A 19,143-nucleotide genomic window follows, 5' to 3' on the forward strand; every position below is an offset into this window, starting at 1 on the left:
ATCCAGTTCGTCGGTGAGCGGGTCACGTGCCGTTGGGGAGGTGTTGTCCGGGTCGGTGCGGGGCAGGCGGGCGTCGGCCCATGCATGGTGGGCGGGCCGTGGCGGGCGGGCCGCGGCGGGGCGCGTGGATCTCGGAGTCAGTCGGTCGTGAACGAGCCGTGTCGTCCGGCTCCCGCCGTGAAGCGGGACGCGCCCTCCAGGGCTGCCGACAGCACGCCCATGCCGTGCCGGAGCTCCCCGCGGATCGCCTCCGGTTCGTCGAGGCCGTCCTGCTCCCACACGGAGGCGCGGTCGGCGCGGAGGCAGGCCTGCGGGAAGCGGGCGATTGCGGCGGCCAGTTCCTCGGCCTCGGCGCGGGCCCGGCCGTTCGGCACCACGCGGTTGGCGAGCCCGATGTCGTAGGCCTCGCGGGCCGGCACCGGCCGGCCGGTGAGGATCATGTCCAGGGCGCGGCCCGTGCCGATCAGCCGGGGCAGCCGCACCGTGCCGCCGTCGATCAGCGGGACGCCCCACCGGCGGCAGAACACCCCGAACACGGCGTCCTCCTCGGCGACCCGCAGATCGCACCAGAGCGCCAGCTCCAGGCCGCCCGCGACCGCGTGCCCCGCCACGGCCGCGACGACCGGCTTGGTCAGCCGCATCCGGGTCGGTCCCATGGGCCCGTCACCGTCTTCGGCGACCCGGTTGCCGCGCTCGGTGCCGATCGCCTTCAGGTCCGCCCCCGCGCAGAACGTGCCGCCCTCACCCCACAGCACCGCCACCCGCGCCTCGTCGTCCGCCTCGAACTCACGAAAGGCGAGCGCGAGTTCGGCTGCCATGGGGCCGTCCACGGCGTTGCGGGCCTCGGGGCGGGAGAGGATGACCGTCGTGACGTGCCCCTGGCGCTCGACGCGTACCGGCATGGTGGCGCCCCCTTCGTTGCGGCTCCGTGTCGTCGAAGGTCAGCACGCTACCGGCCAGGACCGGCCTCAGATCACCTTCAGCCGTACCAGCGCGCCCAGCGTCAGCGCCCCCGGCAGCAGCGGCAGCCACACCGTGATCACGCGGTACGCCAGGACCACCGCCGTCGCCACCGCGGCCGGGCTGCCCGCCGCGACGAGCGCCACGATCAGCGCCGCCTCGACCGAGCCGAGCCCGCCCGGCGTGGGCACCACGGCGACGGCGACCGTCGCGGCCAGATACGCGACGACGATGTGCCACAGCGGTATCTCCAGCCCCAGCGCCAGCCCCACCGCGACCAGCCCGGCCGCCTGCAACGCGGGGAACGCCAGGGAACCGCCCCACAGCGCCAGCGCCCGCGACGGGCGGGTGTGCACCGAGCGGGCCTCACCCAGCGCCGTGCGTACGAACGAGAACACGGCCCTGCGCAGCCGCCCCACGAGAAGCAGCACCGCCGCCGCCACCACGGCGACCGCGCCCAGCACGAACAGCAGCGGGCCGGCCACGTTCTCCGGCAGCAGCGTGCCGAGCCGCAGCGCGCCGGGGAAGGCGATCAGCAGCACGGCCAGCATCCCGACCCGGGCGATGCTCTCGGCGAGCAGATAGAGCGCGACCGCGGCCGAGGAGCGGGCCAGCGGCAGCCCGCACACCGTCATGAACCGCAGATTGACCGCGCTGGAGCCCAGCCCCGTCGGCAGCATGTGGTTGGCGGCCATCGCCGCGACCTGCGTGGCGAGCAGCCGGAACCCCGGCAGCCGCTCGACGACCGCGCCCTGCCGGGTCACCGCCATGGCGACCCAGGTCAGGCAGGTGGCACCGCCCGCGGCCAGCAGCCAGGGCCACTTGGCCGTCGCCAGATGATGGAAGCCCTCGGCGAGCACGTCGCGGTGCCGCACCGCGAGGTACGCCACGAAGGCGAGCGGGATCAGGCCCAGGACGAGCCGGTAAGGGATGCGCCGGGGGCGCCGCCGCGAGGGTTGCCGTTCTGCCGTTGTCACACTTCGAGAGGTTTTCCGCACCGCCTCAACTGCGGGTTGCGGAAGCGGGACCAGGGGATTACGTGCGGGGATCCGGCCGACAACGATCTCTGCGGCGACCGGCGCGGGGCACTTGACCTCAAGCTTGGTCGAGGTCCTAGGTTCGGTCGCATGAGTATGGAGACCACGGCGTGGACGCAGCTGTACAGCGTCATGAACGCCACAGACGAACGCCGCGCCTTCGCCCGCGCCACCCTCCGCCGGATCGCCGCCTTCGCCCGCCCGCACCGCTCACGGATCGCGCTGTTCGTGCTGCTCGGCGTCGCGACCGCGCTGCTCGCCGTCGCGACCCCGATCCTCGCCGGGCAGGTCGTCGACGCGATCGTCACGAACGGCGACGAGCGGACCGTCGTACGGCTCGCCCTGCTGATCGCGCTCATCGCGGTGGTGGAGGCGGCCCTCGGCATCCTCGGCCGCAGGCTCTCGGCGGCGCTCGGGGAAGGGCTCATCCTCGATCTGCGCAGGGCGGTGTTCGACCATGTGCAGCGCATGCCCGTCGCGTTCTTCACCCGCACCCGCACCGGAGCGCTCGTCAGCCGCCTCAACAACGACGTGATCGGCGCCCAGCGGGCGTTCAGCAACACGCTCTCCGGCGTGGTCAGCAACCTCGTCACGCTGGTGCTCACCCTCGCCGTCATGCTCACCCTGTCCTGGCAGGTCACCCTGCTCGCGCTGGTGCTGCTGCCGGTGTTCGTGATCCCCGCCCGGCGGATGGGCAGCCGGATGGCCGGGATGCAGCGGGAGGCGGCCACGCTGAACGCGGCGATGGGCACCCGGATGACGGAGCGCTTCTCCGCGCCCGGCGCCACCCTCGTCAAGCTCTTCGGCCGGCCGGAGGAGGAGTCGGCGGAGTTCGCGGTCCGGGCCCGCCGGGTCGCCGACATCGGCATCCGCACGGCGACCGCGCAGTCCGCCTTCATCACCGCGCTGACCCTGGTGTCCGCGCTCGCCCTGGCCCTCGTCTACGGCCTCGGCGGCTGGTTCGCCCTGAGCGGCAGCATGGAACCCGGCGCGGTCGTGGCCCTCGCCCTGCTGCTGACCCGCCTGTACGCGCCGCTCACGGCGCTCGCCGGGGCGCGCGTCGAGGTGATGAGTGCCCTCGTCAGCTTCGAGCGGGTCTTCGAGGTGCTCGACCTCCAGCCGCTCATCGAGGACGCGCCGGACGCCGTCGAGGTGCCCGAAGGACCGGTGCCGGTCGAGTTCGAGGACGTCCGCTTCGGCTACCCCTCCGCCGACAAGGTCTCCCTGGCCTCCCTGGAGGAGGTCGCCGCCCTCGACAGCCGGGGCGGCGCCGAGGTCCTGCACGGCGTCTCCTTCCGTGCCGACCCCGGCCGCACCGTCGCCCTGGTCGGCTCCTCGGGTGCGGGCAAGTCGACGATCGCGCAACTGCTGCCTCGCCTGTACGACGTGGACGGGGGCGCCGTGCGTGTCGGCGGCGTCGACGTCCGCGAACTGACCGCCGGCTCCCTGCGCGCCACCGTCGGCATGGTCACCCAGGACGGCCACCTGTTCCACGACACGGTCCGGGCCAACCTGCTGCTGGCCCGTCCCGCGGCGAGCGACGGCGACCTGTGGGACGCTCTGCGCCGGGCCCGCCTGGACACCCTCGTCCGGGCCCTGCCCGACGGCCTCGACACCGTCGTCGGCGAGCGCGGCTACCGTCTCTCCGGCGGCGAGCGCCAGCGCATGACCATCGCCCGCCTCCTGCTCGCCCGGCAGCGCGTGGTGATCCTCGACGAGGCCACGGCCCACCTCGACAACACCTCGGAGGCAGCCGTGCAGGAGGCCCTCACCGAGGCCCTCCAGGGCCGCACCGCCCTCGTCATCGCCCACCGCCTGTCCACGGTCCGTGGCGCCGACCTGATCCTCGTCCTCGAAGGCGGCCGGGTCGTCGAACGGGGCACGCACGAGGCGCTGTTGGCGGCGGGCGGTCGGTACGCGGAGCTGTATCGGACGCAGTTCGAGGAACGGGCGGGGGAGACGGACGAGGGGGAGATGGCGGAGGTGGCGGCGGTCTGAGGGTCCAGGACTCCTACGATGCTTGCGCGCCGCCGGATCCGGCTCGATTGAGGGCGTCCCGGGCCGACCCGGTGCCCGCACCCGTGCGCAATTCGTTTCTGCAACGGTCTGCGGAAACAGGTCGGGGAGGGCGGCCTCGACACGCAGGACGACGCGATCGAACGCCGCACGCGGATCTTCGCGAAGAAGAGGAAGAAGCGCACGGCGCCGTCCGCCGCGGCAGCGCCGGATGACCGAACCAGCGAGGTTTAGGAACCCTGGCTACTCGGTGATCCGGATCTCCACGAGCAAGTGGTCGCGGCCCTGCGGATCCGCGGTCTCGCCCACCGGCGTCCAGGTGTTCTTGGTGATCTCGTAGGACTTCTCCTCGGTGCCGACGGTCATGTTGACCGTGGTGGAGTAGTCGTTGCCCTTGAACGAGAAGACGGCGGGGATCTCCAGGGTCAGCCAGCCCTCGCTGCCGACGGTGTTGAAACAGATCTTGTCGGCCCTGTCGCGGGCCAGGAGCTCCAACTGCCCGGTGCCTGTCACGCAGTCGGCGAGCGTGATGTGGCCGTCGCCCCGCTTCAGGACGATGTTCTGCTCCGCCAGGATCTTGTCGGCCTGGGGGTAGTTGAAGTCCTCCACGGCATAGCCGGGGGCGTCATCCGCGACCAGCGCGGCGGTGTCCGCGGCCTCTGCGGTGCCAGTGCCGCCGCCCTGCGCCCCGCCGGCCACCGCGATCCAGGCCAGCGCCCCGCCGGCGGCGGCGCCGACTACCCCGACCGTGAGCCGCATTCTCCGCGGCTTTCCGACGCTGGTGCTGATTTCCTTCATTGCATCCCCAATTTCGCGGCGACTGCCCGGACTTGAAAACCACCGTTCGCGAACAGGGGAAGCCGCACACGCGGAATGAAAGCCCCCTTGCGCACCATTGGCGCGCCTCCGCGACGCACTGTTCCCACCCCGGTGATCGTCATCGGCTCTGGCATCCCAACACGGCGACGCATCCACGTCCAGCACCGTGAACTGCCCATACCTGGACATTGGAAGCAAGTTTTCCGTGACCTGTGTCACGCCGAGAGAAGGCTGTGTGGCCCGGCGGCACGATTCCGCAAGAAATCTGCCGATCCGTCAAATCCACATACAGCGGTGCACCGTTGGAATCTCAGCAGATCCAACCCCCGTAGAATTACTGAGGTGTTGGTAATGTGCACGAATTGTGGCGGGGTCGATCCATGGATCCGCCGTCCGTCACGGCGCGAGATCCGACACGTCACCGCATTACTCGTAGAAGGGCAAGTCCCGCATGCAGACTGCTTTCTGGAGCAGACGCCGCGTCCTCGGCGCGATAGCGGCCGCGACCGCTGTCGCCGCCACCCCCTCGGTCCTGCGACCGGCCACCGCCGCGGCCGCCGAGACAGCGGCCGCCGACCCCCTGCCGCTCCCGGACACCGATCGCGCCAAGGTCGTCCGCGCGTGGCTGACCGGCGGCAAGGGCGTCAAGGCCACTGCCACCGCGGCCCTCCACGGGACCGACGCCGAGATCTATACCTTCCTCGCCGAGACGCTGCCGCAGCAGACCGTGCAGGACAACCGGGTCGCGATCGTCCGCAGCCTGGACCGCGCGGGCAAGGGCCTGCGTCGCGAAGCCGTCGCCGCCCTGGACAACGGCGACGAGGCGATAGCCGGCTTCCTCTCGGCGGGCTTCGCACCCGCCATCCGGGAGGACCTCCAGGTCGCCACCAGCATCGTCTCGTCCACCGGCGGCAGGGGCGTGGTGCGCGAGGCCAACGCCGCCCTCGACGCCGGCACCGAACAGGCCCTCGTCGCCTTCCTCGCCGACAAGCAGTACGACGCGCGGCTGGAGGACACCCGGGTTCAGGTCAGCGCCATGCTGATGACCGGCGGCCCGGAGGTGCGCAAGTACGCGGACCGCGCGCTCAGCGGCACCGCGCAGGACGTCGAGTGGTTCATCGAGACCGGCCAGCACATCGCGCGCGCCCGCGACCAGGAGTCGGCGACCATCGAGGAGCTGGTGGCCGTCGTCGAGCGCGAGGGCAAGCGCGCCGAGCGCGAGACGAACCTGGCCGTCGAGGCCGGGGCCCGCGCCGAGACCGCCGCCACCAAGGCCAAGGAGGCCGCCGAGAAGGCCGCCGCCGAGGCCGCCGCCGCTCAGAGCGACGTGCAGAAGTCGGGGGCCGCGGCCCGCAAGGCGGCAAGCGCGGCGAAGGGCGCCGCCGACGCCGCCCGCAACGCCGTCAACGCCTCCAACGCCGCCGTGAATGCCTCCCGCCGCGCCTCCTGGGCCGCCGCGGGGGCCGCCCAGGCCGCCGCGAAGGCCGGCAACGCCGCCGCCCGTGCCTACAACGCCGCGATCGCCGCGTCCAAGGACGCCGGCAAGGCGGAGGCCGCCAAGAACGCCGCGGTCGCCGCCCGCAACGCCGCCGCCAAGGCCCGCAGCGCCGCCGCGGCTGCCGACAAGGCGGCCCTCGCCGGCGACGCGTCCGCCTCCGCCGGTCTGGCCGCCGCCTCCGCCGCCCGCAACTCGGCCGCCGCCGCGACCGCCGCCGCCCAGGCCGCCGTCTCGGCCGGTGCCGCCCAGGCGGAGGCCGCCGAGGCCAAGCGCCAGGCCGCCATCGCCACCAGCGCCGCCAACCGCGCCACCAACGCCGCCTCCGCCGCCCAGGCCCTGGCGACCGCCGCCGCCAAGGCGGCCCGCACCGCCCGCGACGCCGCCAACTCCGCCGCCGCCCACGCCGACAAGGCCGCGGCCGCCGCCGAGGAGGCCGTGAAGTACGCGGGTCAGGCCGTCGACTACGCCAACAAGTCCACCGCCCACGCCGCGGAGGCCGTGAAGGCCGCCAACGTCGCCACCAAGGCCGTCAGCGACGCCATCGAGGTGGAGAAGAACGCCCGCGCGGCCGAGGCGCAGACCCTGGAGCAGGACAAGCAGCAGGCCATCGAGGAGGCCCAGCAGCTCGCCGCCATCGAGCAGGCCGAGCTCTCCGACGTCCGCGAGAAGCGGCTGATGCAGGAGCGCACCACCCAGGCGACCAAGGACCTCATCACCAGGGCGGAAGAGGCCCTGTACTCCGGCGACACGGCGGTCGCCGCGACCCTGGGCCGACAGGCCGCGGTCGCCCTGATGGACGCCCGCGGGGCCAACACCCGGCAGGCCGCCCAGCACGCCCTCGCCGGCTCCGACGACGACGTCTACGCCTGGATCGACCTCGACCGGGCCCTCGCCCAGACGCAGGACGACCGCGAAACCACCCTCCACGTGGCGACGATCGGCGGACCGAAGGTCGCCGCGGCCGCCGCGGCCGCGCTGGAGAGCACCGACCCCAAGGCCGTAGGCGACTTCCTCACCGGCGGCATGAAGCGCGCCTCGGACGAGGACCTGCGCGTCGCCATCACCAAGATCCTGGGCGACAACGCGGGCCGGGCCGTCACCGAGGCCGGCAACGAGGCGCTCGACAAGAACACGACCGAGTCGCTCAACTACTTCTTCGACCATGCCTACCCGCTGGCCGTCCAGGAGGACGACCGGGTCCGGGCGAGCGAGCTGATCCACACCGGAGGCGCCTTCACCAAGGCCTACGCGGAGGTCGCGCTCGAAGGACCGCAGTGGATGCTGCGGAACTTCATCACCGTGATCCAGTACCGCACGGCCCAGCTCGACTTCGACACCGCCACCCACGTCGCCGCCGTCCGCGGGGCCATCGCCGCCGCCGCGAAGATCGCGGAGAAGGCGCAGCAGGACGCGGCCCTCGCCTCGAAGGCCGCCGCCGACGCGCGCAACGCCGCCGCCGAGGCTCAGCAGTGGGCGCAGAAGGCGCTCGACTCCGCCGCCAAGGCCGACGACTACGCCCAGCAGGCGCGGGACAACGCCGACGCCGCCGACAAGTCGGCCGCCGACGCCCAGGCCTCCGCCGCCACGGCGAAGAACGCCGCCGCCACCGCCCGCGGCGCCGCCCGCTCCGCCAACTACTCGGCCAACAAGGCCGTCGACTCGGCGCGCGCGGCCATCGCCTCCTCCGCCGCGGCCCAGCGCTCCGCCGCCGCGGCCCGCGCCTCCGAGCTCGCCGCCTCCGCCGACGCGAAGGCCGCCGCCGCCGCGTACGCCCAGGCCAAGCAGATCGCCGCCGACAAGAAGCGCGCCGAGGAGATCGCGAAGGCCAAGGCGGCCGCGCTCAAGGCCCAGCAGGAGCGCGAGGCCAGGCAGGACCCGGCCAACAACGACAAGAACAACCAGGTCAACCCGAACGGCACCGGGGACGGCGACGCCGACGAGTGGTGGAACGACGCCCAGTTCTACGCGGACGCCGCCAACGCGGTCAGCATCGGCGCCGGATTCCTGGCGGCCGGCTGCGCCCTCGCCGCCATCGTCTTCCCGCCGGCCCTCGCCGCGGCCGGCTTCTTCGCCGGCGTCTCCGCGGGCGCGGGCGCCCTCGGCACCCTCTTCACGGGCATCGAGCACGGCTTCACCAGCGGCGCCTTCTGGGAGTCCGCCGTCGGCACCGGCCTGAGCCTGGTCTCCTTCGGCGCCTACAAGTGGGTCGGCGCCGCCGACAAGGCGCTCGGCGGCGGCCTCGTCAAGCCCGTCGTCAGCAAGATCACAGACACCGGCGAGGACCTGGTCTCCGGCATCACCAAGGGGCTCAGCGACATCTGGGGCCTGGCGGCCTGATTTCCCTCCCTTCTCTTCGGGGGTGCCGCAATCAGGCGGCACCCCCCTGCCCCCTTCCTGACGAAAGGTCCTGCCCCCATGCAGGGAATACGTGGCGGGCGCGCCACAAGGAGACGCGCCCGCTCGACGGTCCTGACCGTCTTCACCGCCCTGGCCCTCGTCTTCACGACAGCCGCGACGAGCCAGGCGGCCGAGCCGCCCGCGACCGCGAAGACCTCGTCCACCACCAAGTCCGCAGCGCCCAGCGCGGAGACCACCGAGACCAGCACGTTCGCGGCCGGCTCCGGTGAGGACTGCACCGCCACCGCGCCGGGCTCCAAGGAGCGCCGCGCGGGTGCCGTCGAGTCCTGTGTGACGGTCACCCCCGCCCCCGCGAAGGTGACGACCCGCGCAGCCGGCGCCGCTCCTGCTGCCGCTGCCGCCGGAAGCTGCGATGTCACCAACCCCGGCAACTACAGCTACGAGCGCTTCTCGTACTGCGTGACCGGCATCAACGTCACCTACATCCTCCGCGACAGCAGGGGTCTGGAGATCGGACGCGGCACCCTGGCGGTCTCCACCGGCGCCGACCTCTCCGCGACCGCCACGACCTGGAACGAGCAGGTCACCGTCACCATGACCAGCGCGTCCGGCGATGTCACCGCCCTGAACGCCAAGTTCCGCGCCTCCTGCGACGCCGGCTGCACGGCCACCAAGACCGCCCCCTGGTACGGCGGCGCGATCGCCCTCGGCCAGACCCTGACCGGAACCGTCACCTACTCCTCGTCCCAGACGACGGGCTCCTCCGCCTCCTTCTACACGTCCTACGCGATGTACGTGACGTCCCCGGGCGCCACTGCGACCGACCCGAACGCGTCGTGGAAGAACGCGCGTCAGATCAGGTGCGACCACGCGGTCGGCGGCACTTCGGTGGCGGGCTGTGCGGTCCCCTCCGTCATGGCCGTCGTGCCGATGAGCGCCACCGCGTCCGACCCGGGTGGCGCCGTGGCCGCCTACGGCTGGGCGCAGAAGAGCCTCAACGGCGGCTGGGGGAAGAAGGGCAGCCCCCTGACCCGGTCGACGAGTGGTGTGGCCGCCCGCACCGCCGCCACCTGCGGGGGCTTCACGGCCCAGCCGGATCTCGTCGACGCCGACAGCTGCGGCGACTTCCCGTTCGGCGAGGCGAAGGAGGGTGGCGCCGCCGGCAGCCAGTGCGTCGAGGTGATCCCCAACCTCGGCAACGGCGAATGGGACACCTACGTCCTGAACGACGGCCATGTCCTGGACCCCTCCGCACCCTGCGTGCAGGCCCACGTCACGCCCACCGAGAAGCAGTTCGCCGACACCCAGCTCGCCGACGGCTTCAGGGACCAGCGGGTGATCGACACCGACCAGTTCGAGCTGACGGTCTCGACGCCGGACACCGGACCGCAGGCCAGCTGCCTGAACGACCGCCCGCCGGCCGGCTCGCTGCCCAACGGTGACGGCTGGTTCAAGAACACCACCGAGCCGGTACCGCTCGTCAACAAAACCGACCCGACGAGCGGCCCCGGATACCGTCCGACCCAGGCGCAGGCGTGCCTGGGGCGGAAAACCGGCAAGGGGACCGGAACCAGCGACCCCGTCACCGGCATGTCGGACGCGGAGGACTTCAAGAAGGCGAACAGTGTCACCTACCAGCTGGCCCGGTGCCATCTCATCGCGAACATCCTCGGCGGACAGGGCACAAGTGCGCTCACTCGCTACAACCTCGTCCCCTGCTGGCAGTCCGGGATGAACACGGGCACGCCCAGCATGCGGACCTTCGAGACCAAGGCGCAGGACCTGATCAAGGGCCCCATCGCCGCTTTCGGAGCGAACGACGCCGTCTTCTACCAGGTGACGCCCGTCTACAAGGACGCGAACAGCACCATCCCGACGGGTGTCACGATGAGCGGGACGATCCAGCGGGCGAACGGGACAACCGAGGAACTGTTCCCGAACGTCTACGTCACCAACACCTACCAGAACACCGGATTGCTCAACCTGGGTAACTGACCCGCCCAGTTCGCGCCAACGGGAGCCTGCATGAGTTTCACCACCCCACCGCGGCCGTTCGACGTCACCGCGCTCTTCCCTCAGCTCGCCCCGCTGGCGCGCACGGCGACCCGGCTGCATCCGCGGCCGGGGTCGCCGACGGTGCACGACAGTTCCGTCGGCGGGCCGCTGCTGTGGCCCGCCGACGAGCCGTGGCCGCACTGCGACGAGCCGCACGACCGGCACGCGGCGCCGGTGGTCCACTCCCCGGACGACGTCCGGACCCTCCGCCGCGATCTCGCCGCAGCGACCGAGCGGCTGCGCCTCGACCCCGAGGCACCCGAGACCACCCCCGAGGAACGGGAGAACTGGGAGCGGATCAAGGCGGGCCGCCCGTGGTTCGACGGCCCGATCCCCCTCCTCCCCGTCGCCCAGCTGTACGCCCGTGACGTTCCCTTCCCGTGCCCGCCCGACGCGGACCTCCTCCAGGTCCTGTGGTGCCCCTTCGACCACGCGGAATACGCCCACCCCCGGACCGCCCTCTTCTGGCGCTCCGCCGCCGGCGTCACCGACGTCCTCGACGCGCCGCCCGAGCCGCCGGTCATCCAGTCCGTGCACTACCTCCCGGAGCCGTGCCTGCTCTCACCGGAGCAGGTCACCGAATACCCCCACCCCAGGGAGCTGGACAAGGAACTCCGGGACCAGCTGGACGACGTCAGCCGCTGGGAGACGATCGACCCCGCGCGGTACAACACGTACGCGTATGACCCGGGCGAGCTCTACCTGGGCAACCTCTCCACCGCCCCCGGCTGGAAGACCGGCGGCTGGACCAGCTGGCAGGTCACCGACCCCGCCGACCGCTCCTGCCCCGAGTGCGGCACCGAGCAGGTCCCGCTCCTCACCATCGCCTCCTCGGAATGGGACGCCATCAGCAAGTCCTGGATCGCCGAGGAGGATCGGACGACCCCGGCCGTGCCTCCGCTGGGCGCCGAGGACGGCAACTTCACCTTGATCGACATTGTCGGCGGCTACAACCTCCAGCTCCACGCCTGCCAGGCCGACCCGTCCCACCCCCACATCGAACTGGTCCCGTGACCGGCACGTCGGGAGCCGGCATGAGTTTCACAACCCCACGGCGGCCGTTCGACGTGACCGCGCTCTTCCCTCAACTGGCCCCGCTGGCGCGCACGGCGACCCGGCTGCACCCGCGGCCGGGGTCGCCGACCGTGCACGACAGCTCCGTCGGCGGGCCGCTGCTGTGGCCCGCCGACGAGGCGTGGCCGTACTGCGACGAGCAGCACGACAGCCGCGCGGCGCCGGTGGTCCACTCCCCGGACGACGTCCGGCTCCTCCGCCACGACCGCGCCGCAGCAGCCGAGCGGCGGCGCCTGAACCCCGAAGCATTCCAGTGGACTTCCGAGGAACGGGCGACCTGGGAGCGGCTCGCGGACCGCCCGTGGTTCGACGGCCCCGTCCCCCTCCTCCCCGTCGCCCAGCTCTACGCTCACGACGTCCCCTTCCCGCACCCGCCCGACGCGGACCTCCTCCAGGTCCTCTGGTGCCCCTTCGACCACGAGATGGCCCACCCCAGGACCGCCCTCTTCTGGCGCTCCTCCGCCACCGTCACCGACGTCCTCGACGCACCGCCCGAGCCACCCATCGTCCAACGGGACTGCTACCTCCCGGAGCCGTGCCTGTTCTCACCGGAGCAGGTCACCGAGTACCCCAACCCCTTGGACCTGGACGAGGAGCTCCAGGACCAGCTGGACGACATGAGCCGCTGGGCGACGATCGACCCCGAGCGGTACCGCACGTACGCGGACGACCCGGGCGAGCTCTACCTGAACAACCTCTCGACCGCCCCTGGTTGGAAGACCGGCGGCTGGACCCGCTGGAGCCTCACCGACCCCAAGCCCCGCCCCTGCCCCGAGTGCGGCACCGAGCAGGTCCCGCTCCTCACCATCGCCTCCTTGGAATGGGACGGCGGCAGCGGGACCTGGATCGCCGAGGAGGACCGGACGGACCCGTCCCCGCCTCCCCTGGGCGCACTGGACGGCAACTTCACCCTGATCGACATCGTCGGCGGCTACGACCTCCAGCTCCACGCCTGCCCGGCCGACCCGTCCCACCCCCACATCGAGCTGGTCCAGTGACCGGCACGCCGAGAGCCGGCATGAGTTTCGAGGTCCGCCGGCCCGCCCGCGGGAATGGTCGGTGACGTCACAACGGCCTGGTTCGCACGCGAACGCGGGCAGGGAGCATTGTCGTCAGAGTGAAGCGATGTTCTTCACAACCTGCGGGTCCCAAGCGTGCCAGTAGAGTGAAGAACGCCCTTGACCTGCAGAACGCCGGCAGGGAGCCGCCCTTCAGGAGTCCAACATGCTGCGCACCATGTTCAAGTCCAAGATCCACCGCGCCACCGTCACCCAGGCCGACCTGCACTACGTGGGATCGGTGACCATCGACGCCGACCTGCTCGACGCCGCCGACCTGCTGCCCGGTGAGCTCGTGCACATCGTCGACATCACCAACGGCGCCCGGCTGGAGACCTACGTCATCCAGGGCGAACGCGGCTCGGGTGTCGTCGGCATCAACGGGGCCGCGGCCCATCTGGTCCACCCCGGGGAGCTTGTGATCATCATCAGTTACGCTCAAGTCACCGACGCCGAGGCCCGGGCGCTGAAGCCGCGCGTGGTGCACGTGGACGGCGAGAACCGGATCGTGGGCCTGGGGACCGACGCGGGAGAACCCGTGCCGGGTTCTGACCAGCACCGCAGCCCGCAGGCCCTGCGGGCCTGAAGCGAGGAGTGCACATGAGTGAGGTCGAGATCCGCGACGACCGGGCGGCGGGCCGCCTGGAGGCCGTCGGGGACGGCGAAGTCACCGGACGGATCGAGTACTTCGTGCTCGACGCCCCGAGGCGCGCCCTCGTGCCGGTGCACACCATCGTCGAGCCGGCCCACGAGGGCAAGGGCATCGCGGGCTCCCTGGCCCGCGAGCTGTACGCCCTCGCCGCACATGAGGGCATCCCCGTCGCCCCGCTCTGCCCCTACGTCGTCAAGTGGGCCGAACGCCACCCGGCCGAGGCCCCCGCCGCCGACCCCGGGCTGCTCGACGCCGCCGAAGCCTGGCTGGCGGCGCATCCGGGACGCTTCTGAGCATGCTGGCCCTGCTGCACACCTCGCCCCTGCACATCCCGGTCTTCGACGCCCTGCGCGACGAGGACCACCCGGGCCTGGAGCTGCGCCACCTCGTCCACGAGGATCTGCTGACCCGGGCCGGGCAGGACGGGCCGGAGTCCGTCGCCGGGGACGTGGGGGCCGTCATCGACCGCGCGGTGGCCGCCGGCGCACGGGCCGTGCTGTGCACCTGTTCGAGCATCGGCGGCGTCGCGGAGGCGGCCACCGCCGGGGTGCCGGTGCTGCGCGTGGACCGTCCGATGGCGGCCGCCGCCGTGGCCGCCGGGGCGCGGATCGTCGTCCTCGCGACGGTGGCCGGCACCCTCGGACCCACTGTGTCGCTCGTGGAGGAGGAGGCCCGGCGCGCCGGCCGGTCCGTCGCGGTGCGCACCCTGCTCGCCGAGGACGCCTGGACCCACTTCGAGGCGGGCGACCTACGGGAGTACGCCCGCCGGGTCGCCGTCGCGGCCGACTCGGTCACCGGCGCCGACGCGATCGTCCTCGCCCAGGCCTCCATGGCGCCCGCCCAGCGGTTGACGTCGACCACCGTGCCCGTGCTGTCCAGCCCTCGGCCGGGGCTGGCCGCGGCGGCCCGTGCGGTCGGGGTGCGGCCCACCGGGGCCACGAAGTGACTCCAGGGGGTGACTGGCGCGGCGGGGCGCCGGGTACGCGGGAGACGTAGCAGAGAGCCGACGTTCGCCCATGGCCGGAGGACCTCATGACCAGCCCGCCACAGCCCGAACCGGTACCGCCGCCGCCGGGCCCGCAGCCCCACCCGGTACCGCCCCCCGAACCACCCCCGGCCCCGGCCCCTCCACCGCCTCCGGCCCCGGAGCCGCCTCCGGCCCCCCATCCGCCGCCGGACCCGAGCCCGTCACCGATCCCCCCGGGACCGGAACCGATCCCCGACCCGGAACCGGGCCCACCCCTCACGTGAGCCCCGGCGGTGGGCGATCGCCCACCGCCCATCGCGGCGTCGAACGGGGGCGCGGGGAACCGTACGACCGGTTCCCGCGCCCCTCGACGTGTCGCCGGACAGGGCCTAGGCGGACACCTCCGACCGGTCGCCGCCCCACAGCGTGTGGAACGCGCCGTCCCGGTCGGTCCGCCGGTACGTGTGGGCCCCGAAGAAGTCCCGCTGTCCCTGGGTGAGCGCCGCGGGCAGCCGCTCGGCGCGCAGCGCGTCGTAGTACGCCAGCGCCGCCGCGAACCCGGGCGTCGGCACGCCCTGCCGTGTCGCGGCGACCAGCACCTCACGCCAGTCGTCCTGGGCGCCGGCGATCTCCCGCGCGAACGTCTCGTCGGACAGCAGGCTCGGCAGGTCGGCCCGCGCGTCGTACGCGGCGCGGATCCGGTCCAGGAAGGCCGCGCGGATGATGCAGCCGCCGCGCCAGATCGAGGCGACCTGCCCGAGGTCGATGTCCCAGCCGTACTCCTCGCTGCCCGCGGCGATCTCGTGGAAGCCCTGGGTGTACGACACGATCTTCGACGCGTACAGCGCCTGCTCGACCCGGTCCGCGAACGCCCCGGCCTCCTCCTTGCTCAGCGGCTCGGCCTTCGGACCCGCGAGCCCCCGCGAGGCCTCCCGCAGCGCCGCGTGCCCGGACAGCGAGCGCGCGAAGACCGCCTCGGCGATCCCGGACACCGGAACGCCGAGGTCCAGCGCGATCTGGACGGTCCAGCGGCCGGTGCCCTTCTGCTCGGCCTGGTCCACCACCACGTCCACGAACGGCTTGCCCGTCGCTTCGTCGACGTGGGACAGCACCTCGGCGGTGATCTCGATCAGGTACGAGTCCAGCCGGCCCGTGTTCCAGGTGCGGAAGATCTCCGCGATCTCCGCCGGGGAGTAGCCGGCGACGTCGCGGAGCAACTGGTACGCCTCGCCGATCAGCTGCATGTCGGCGTACTCGATGCCGTTGTGCACCATCTTCACGAAGTGACCGGCGCCGTCCGGGCCCACGTGCGTCACGCACGGCGCCCCGTCGGACGCCTTCGCCGAGATCTTCTCCAGCATCGGGCCCAGCGACCCGTACGACTCCTTCGAGCCGCCCGGCATGATGCTCGGTCCGTGCAGGGCGCCCTCCTCGCCGCCGGAGATGCCGGTGCCGACGAAATGGATGCCCTGCTCGCGCAGCTCGCGCTCACGGCGGCGGGTGTCCGCGAAGTGCGCGTTGCCGCCGTCGATGATCATGTCGCCGGGCTCCAGGAGCGGGGCGAACTCCTGGATCACCGCGTCCGTGGGCTCACCGGCCTTGACCATGATGACCAGGCGACGCGGGCGTTCCAGCGCCGCGACGAAGTCCTTCGCGGTCTCGGCCGCGACGAACTCGCCCTCGCTCCCGAACTCCTCCACCAGCGCGTGCGTCCGCGCCACGGTCCGGTTGTGCAACGCGACCGTGTAGCCGTTGCGCGCGAAGTTGCGGGCGAGGTTGCGGCCCATGACCGCGAGACCCGTGACGCCGATCTGGGCTGATGTGCTCATCGGTGACTCCTAGTGACCTGGTTACGGTGCTGCCGGTCGTGCCCGCCAGTATGGCCACCACCATCCTGACGTGCAGATCCTCCGTCCGCACGGGCGGGTCGGTCGACGCCGCGCAGGCACATACGCACGAAGACCCGTGCCGCACTCAGCCGACGGGCGCCCCAGGGCGCCGCACAGCAGGGCGTGCGCGGTGCACGTCCGTCGCACGGGTCGCACAACGACAGCCCGATCCCAGCCATTTGGCGCTCCCAGGCGGCCGATTGCCGTCTTGTCATGGCCTGTTCGCGGCGCATACTTTTGGCCCTCCTGACGCTTGTCGAGGGGGCTCTCCATGGCCGTACGCGGCCGGCACCGCCGGTATCAGCCGAACAGGATCAACCGCGCCTCACTCACCGTCACGGCGGGCGGCGCCGGCATGGCGCTCCCGTTCGTCGGCACCGGTGCGGCGCACGCGGCGGACGTGGCCACCTGGGACAAGGTCGCAGCCTGCGAGTCGACCAACGACTGGAACATCAACACGGGCAACGGCTACTACGGCGGACTGCAGTTCAGCCAGTCCACCTGGGAGGCCTACGGCGGCTCGGCGTACGCGGCCCGCGCGGACCTGGCCACCAAGGACCAGCAGATCGCCGTCGCGGAGAAGGTGCTCGACGGGCAGGGGCCCGGCGCCTGGCCCGTGTGCTCGCAGCGGGCCGGGCTGACCCGCGGCGGGGAGAGCCCCGACATCCGGCCTGCCGGCACGGGGGCGCGAACCCCGAAGTCAGCGGCCGCGGACGTCCAGCCGCAGACCCCGCCCCAGTCACGCGCCGGCACCGCCGAGATGTACACGGTCGTCCGCGGCGACACGCTCTCGACCATCGCCGACGAGCGCGACGTCCGGGGCGGCTGGCAGCGCCTGTACGCCGGCAACCGCACGACGATCGGGGCGGACCCGGACCTCATCCTCCCCGGCCAGCGGCTGAATCTGCGCGCCAAGGCCCAGGCCGCCACTACCGCGCCGTCCGCCCCGAGCACGCCACGGCGGACGCCCAAGGCTCCCAGGACCGCCGAGGCCCCGCCCAAGGCGGCGCCGAAGTCCCCGCCGAAGAAGTCCACCTCCGACGCGGGCGCCGAGCGGCGCGGCGACTCGCGTGTCGCCCCGGTCAGCGGCCCCCTGGGCACCTCCTACCGGGCCACGGGCTCCAGCTGGTCCAAGGGCTACCACACCGGCGTCGACTTCCCCGCCCCCACCGGGGCCACGGTCAAGGCGATCGGGGCGGGTCAGGTCGTCGACGCCGGATGGGGCGGGTCCTTCGGCTACCAGGTCGTGATCCGGCACTCGGACGGCCGGTACAGCCAGTACGCGCACCTGTCGGCCATCTCCGTGAGGGCCGGACAGTCGGTGGGCGCCGGGCAGCGCATCGGCCGGGTCGGCTCCACCGGCAACAGCACGGGCCCGCATCTGCACTTCGAGGTGCGGACCGGGCCCGGTTTCGGCTCCGACGTCGACCCGCTGGCGTACCTGCGGGCCGGCGGGGTCAGGATCTGACCCGGACGCGACTGCGTTCCAGAGCCGGGAAGGGGACGTACGGCGCGCCGTAGAGCGCGTGGTACGACGGCGTCGTGTCCGGAACGAGGGCGGGCGGGGCGTCCTCGTGCGCGGGGGCGGTGTCCGCGTCCGTCGTGCGGTCCTCCCCGGCGTACGCGCCGTCCACCAGCGGGCTGGGCAGGAAGACGCCCTCGGGCAGGTCCAGGGCGGCCGGCTTCCCGGCGGGGACGACGTCCGGCACGGCCGGCACGGTCTCGTTCCCGGCGCGCTCGACACGCTCCGCCGTCAGCAGGATCAGCCCGCCCGCCGCCACCACACCACAGCCCAGCGCGAGCAGGGTGCCGGTGGTGCCGTAGCGGAAGGTCTCACCGAACATGGTGATGCCCACCGCGGCGGCGACGACGGGGTTCACGACGGTCAGCGTGGCCAGCGGGGCCGCCAGCCCGGCGCCGCGGTAGGAGGCCTGGGACAGCAGCAGACCGGCGACGGCGAACACGCCGATCGCGGCGAGGGCCGGCAGCAGCGCCACCGTCAGCCCGCCGGTCCACTCGACGGCGACGGACTTCGTGAACACCGAGGACATGCCGAACGCGATGCCGGACGCCGTGGCGAGCACCATCGCGCGCACCGTCGGATGCCGGTGCGCCGCACGGCCCACGACCATCAGCGCCGCCACCGCGCCGGCGGTCACCACGAACACGCCTGCCTGCTGGGCCCCGTCGAGGGAGCGCGAACCGGAGGAACCGACCAGCGACAGCAGGCCTCCGAGGCCGACGGTCGCCATGACGGCCCCCCGCCAGGCCGTCGACCCGGCCCTGCGCCCCACGAACAGCGCCGCCATCGGCAGCGCGAAGACTATGGTCAGCGCCCCGAGCGGCTGCACCACGCTCAGCGCGCCGTAGGCGAGGGCCGCCACGTGCAGCAGACCCCCCAGAGCGTTCAGCGCGACCGCGGCCCACCAGCCGGGCCTGCGCAGCGGGGCGTACTGCCCGTCCGCCTCCGCGACGCGCTCCTGCACGATCGCCCCGCCCGCGTACGCCACGGCGGAGACGAGCGACAGCAGCACGGACAGCGCCAGGGCGCTCATGGCCTGCTCCTCAGCGGGTGGCGGGGGCTCTCGGCCCGGCGCGGCGAACGGTCGGTCTCCATGGGAAACACGATGCCCCCTCGCGCTGTTCCCGTCGTCGTACCTGAGCACGCAATAGGACCTACTGCCGATGGAGTACGACCGGCCGCCCCTCATCCCCAGGGTGGGCTACCAGGGAGGTACACCCCTGGGGTGCGGCCCCTAA

14 protein-coding genes are annotated in these 19,143 nt (G+C 72.7%); 9 read left to right on the plus strand and 5 right to left on the minus strand.

Features of this window, described 5'->3' with window-relative positions:
- Positions 1–137: 137 nt before the first annotated feature.
- Complete coding sequence (locus ACIP2X_RS02740) at positions 138–902, minus strand: crotonase/enoyl-CoA hydratase family protein (protein ID WP_401666569.1); 765 nt, start codon at positions 900–902, stop codon at positions 138–140.
- Between the two features lie 66 nt (positions 903–968).
- The gene (locus ACIP2X_RS02745) at positions 969–1,892 is read right to left on the minus strand and encodes a YbhN family protein (RefSeq protein ID WP_401668810.1); all 924 of its coding nucleotides are present in this window, start codon (positions 1,890–1,892) and stop codon (positions 969–971) included.
- 195 nt (positions 1,893–2,087) lie between these two features.
- Here ACIP2X_RS02745 and ACIP2X_RS02750 point away from each other — a divergent pair, with 195 nt between their 5' ends.
- Positions 2,088–3,995, plus strand: coding sequence for an ABC transporter ATP-binding protein (locus tag ACIP2X_RS02750; RefSeq protein ID WP_401666571.1), 1,908 nt, complete (start codon positions 2,088–2,090; stop codon positions 3,993–3,995).
- A gap of 261 nt (positions 3,996–4,256) precedes the next feature.
- On the opposite strand, the gene ACIP2X_RS02755 is transcribed toward ACIP2X_RS02750, so the two are convergent.
- Positions 4,257–4,772 (minus strand): hypothetical protein, encoded by a 516-nt coding sequence (locus ACIP2X_RS02755; RefSeq protein WP_401666573.1) that lies wholly within the window; start codon positions 4,770–4,772, stop codon positions 4,257–4,259.
- A 511-nt stretch (positions 4,773–5,283) separates the two neighbouring features.
- On the opposite strand from ACIP2X_RS02755, the gene ACIP2X_RS02760 reads away from it, so the two are divergent.
- From ACIP2X_RS02760 to ACIP2X_RS02790, 7 genes are all read left to right on the plus strand, one after another.
- Positions 5,284–8,667 carry an ALF repeat-containing protein gene (locus ACIP2X_RS02760; RefSeq protein WP_401666575.1) on the plus strand — a complete coding sequence of 1,128 codons (3,384 nt, stop codon included), beginning with the start codon at positions 5,284–5,286 and terminating at the stop codon, positions 8,665–8,667.
- 78 nt (positions 8,668–8,745) lie between these two features.
- The gene (locus ACIP2X_RS02765) at positions 8,746–10,683 is read left to right on the plus strand and encodes a DNA/RNA non-specific endonuclease (RefSeq protein WP_401666578.1); all 1,938 of its coding nucleotides are present in this window, start codon (positions 8,746–8,748) and stop codon (positions 10,681–10,683) included.
- 30 nt (positions 10,684–10,713) lie between these two features.
- Positions 10,714–11,757: a hypothetical protein gene (locus ACIP2X_RS02770; protein ID WP_401666580.1), complete on the plus strand. Its 1,044-nt coding sequence runs from the start codon at positions 10,714–10,716 to the stop codon at positions 11,755–11,757.
- A 20-nt stretch (positions 11,758–11,777) separates the two neighbouring features.
- Positions 11,778–12,815 carry a hypothetical protein gene (locus ACIP2X_RS02775; protein WP_401666583.1) on the plus strand — a complete coding sequence of 346 codons (1,038 nt, stop codon included), beginning with the start codon at positions 11,778–11,780 and terminating at the stop codon, positions 12,813–12,815.
- A 226-nt stretch (positions 12,816–13,041) separates the two neighbouring features.
- Complete coding sequence (panD, locus tag ACIP2X_RS02780) at positions 13,042–13,461, plus strand: aspartate 1-decarboxylase (protein WP_401666586.1); 420 nt, start codon at positions 13,042–13,044, stop codon at positions 13,459–13,461.
- 14 nt (positions 13,462–13,475) lie between these two features.
- Positions 13,476–13,820: a GNAT family N-acetyltransferase gene (locus ACIP2X_RS02785; RefSeq protein ID WP_401666589.1), complete on the plus strand. Its 345-nt coding sequence runs from the start codon at positions 13,476–13,478 to the stop codon at positions 13,818–13,820.
- A gap of 2 nt (positions 13,821–13,822) precedes the next feature.
- The gene (locus ACIP2X_RS02790; protein WP_401666591.1) at positions 13,823–14,473 is read left to right on the plus strand and encodes an aspartate/glutamate racemase family protein; all 651 of its coding nucleotides are present in this window, start codon (positions 13,823–13,825) and stop codon (positions 14,471–14,473) included.
- Positions 14,474–14,883: 410 nt separating this feature from the next.
- Here the strand turns inward: ACIP2X_RS02790 and gndA are convergent, their stop codons facing one another.
- Positions 14,884–16,323: an NADP-dependent phosphogluconate dehydrogenase gene (gndA, locus tag ACIP2X_RS02795; protein WP_401666594.1), complete on the minus strand. Its 1,440-nt coding sequence runs from the start codon at positions 16,321–16,323 to the stop codon at positions 14,884–14,886.
- Between the two features lie 331 nt (positions 16,324–16,654).
- On the opposite strand from gndA, the gene ACIP2X_RS02800 reads away from it, so the two are divergent.
- The gene (locus tag ACIP2X_RS02800; protein ID WP_401666597.1) at positions 16,655–17,851 is read left to right on the plus strand and encodes a transglycosylase family protein; all 1,197 of its coding nucleotides are present in this window, start codon (positions 16,655–16,657) and stop codon (positions 17,849–17,851) included.
- On the opposite strand, the gene ACIP2X_RS02805 is transcribed toward ACIP2X_RS02800, so the two are convergent.
- Positions 17,841–18,938 (minus strand): DMT family transporter, encoded by a 1,098-nt coding sequence (locus ACIP2X_RS02805; protein WP_401666599.1) that lies wholly within the window; start codon positions 18,936–18,938, stop codon positions 17,841–17,843. The genes ACIP2X_RS02800 and ACIP2X_RS02805 overlap by 11 nt on opposite strands.
- Between the last annotated feature and the right edge of the window lie 205 nt (positions 18,939–19,143).

It is taken from the genome of Streptomyces sp. NPDC089424, assembly GCF_044749345.1.
GTDB lineage: Bacteria > Actinomycetota > Actinomycetes > Streptomycetales > Streptomycetaceae > Streptomyces.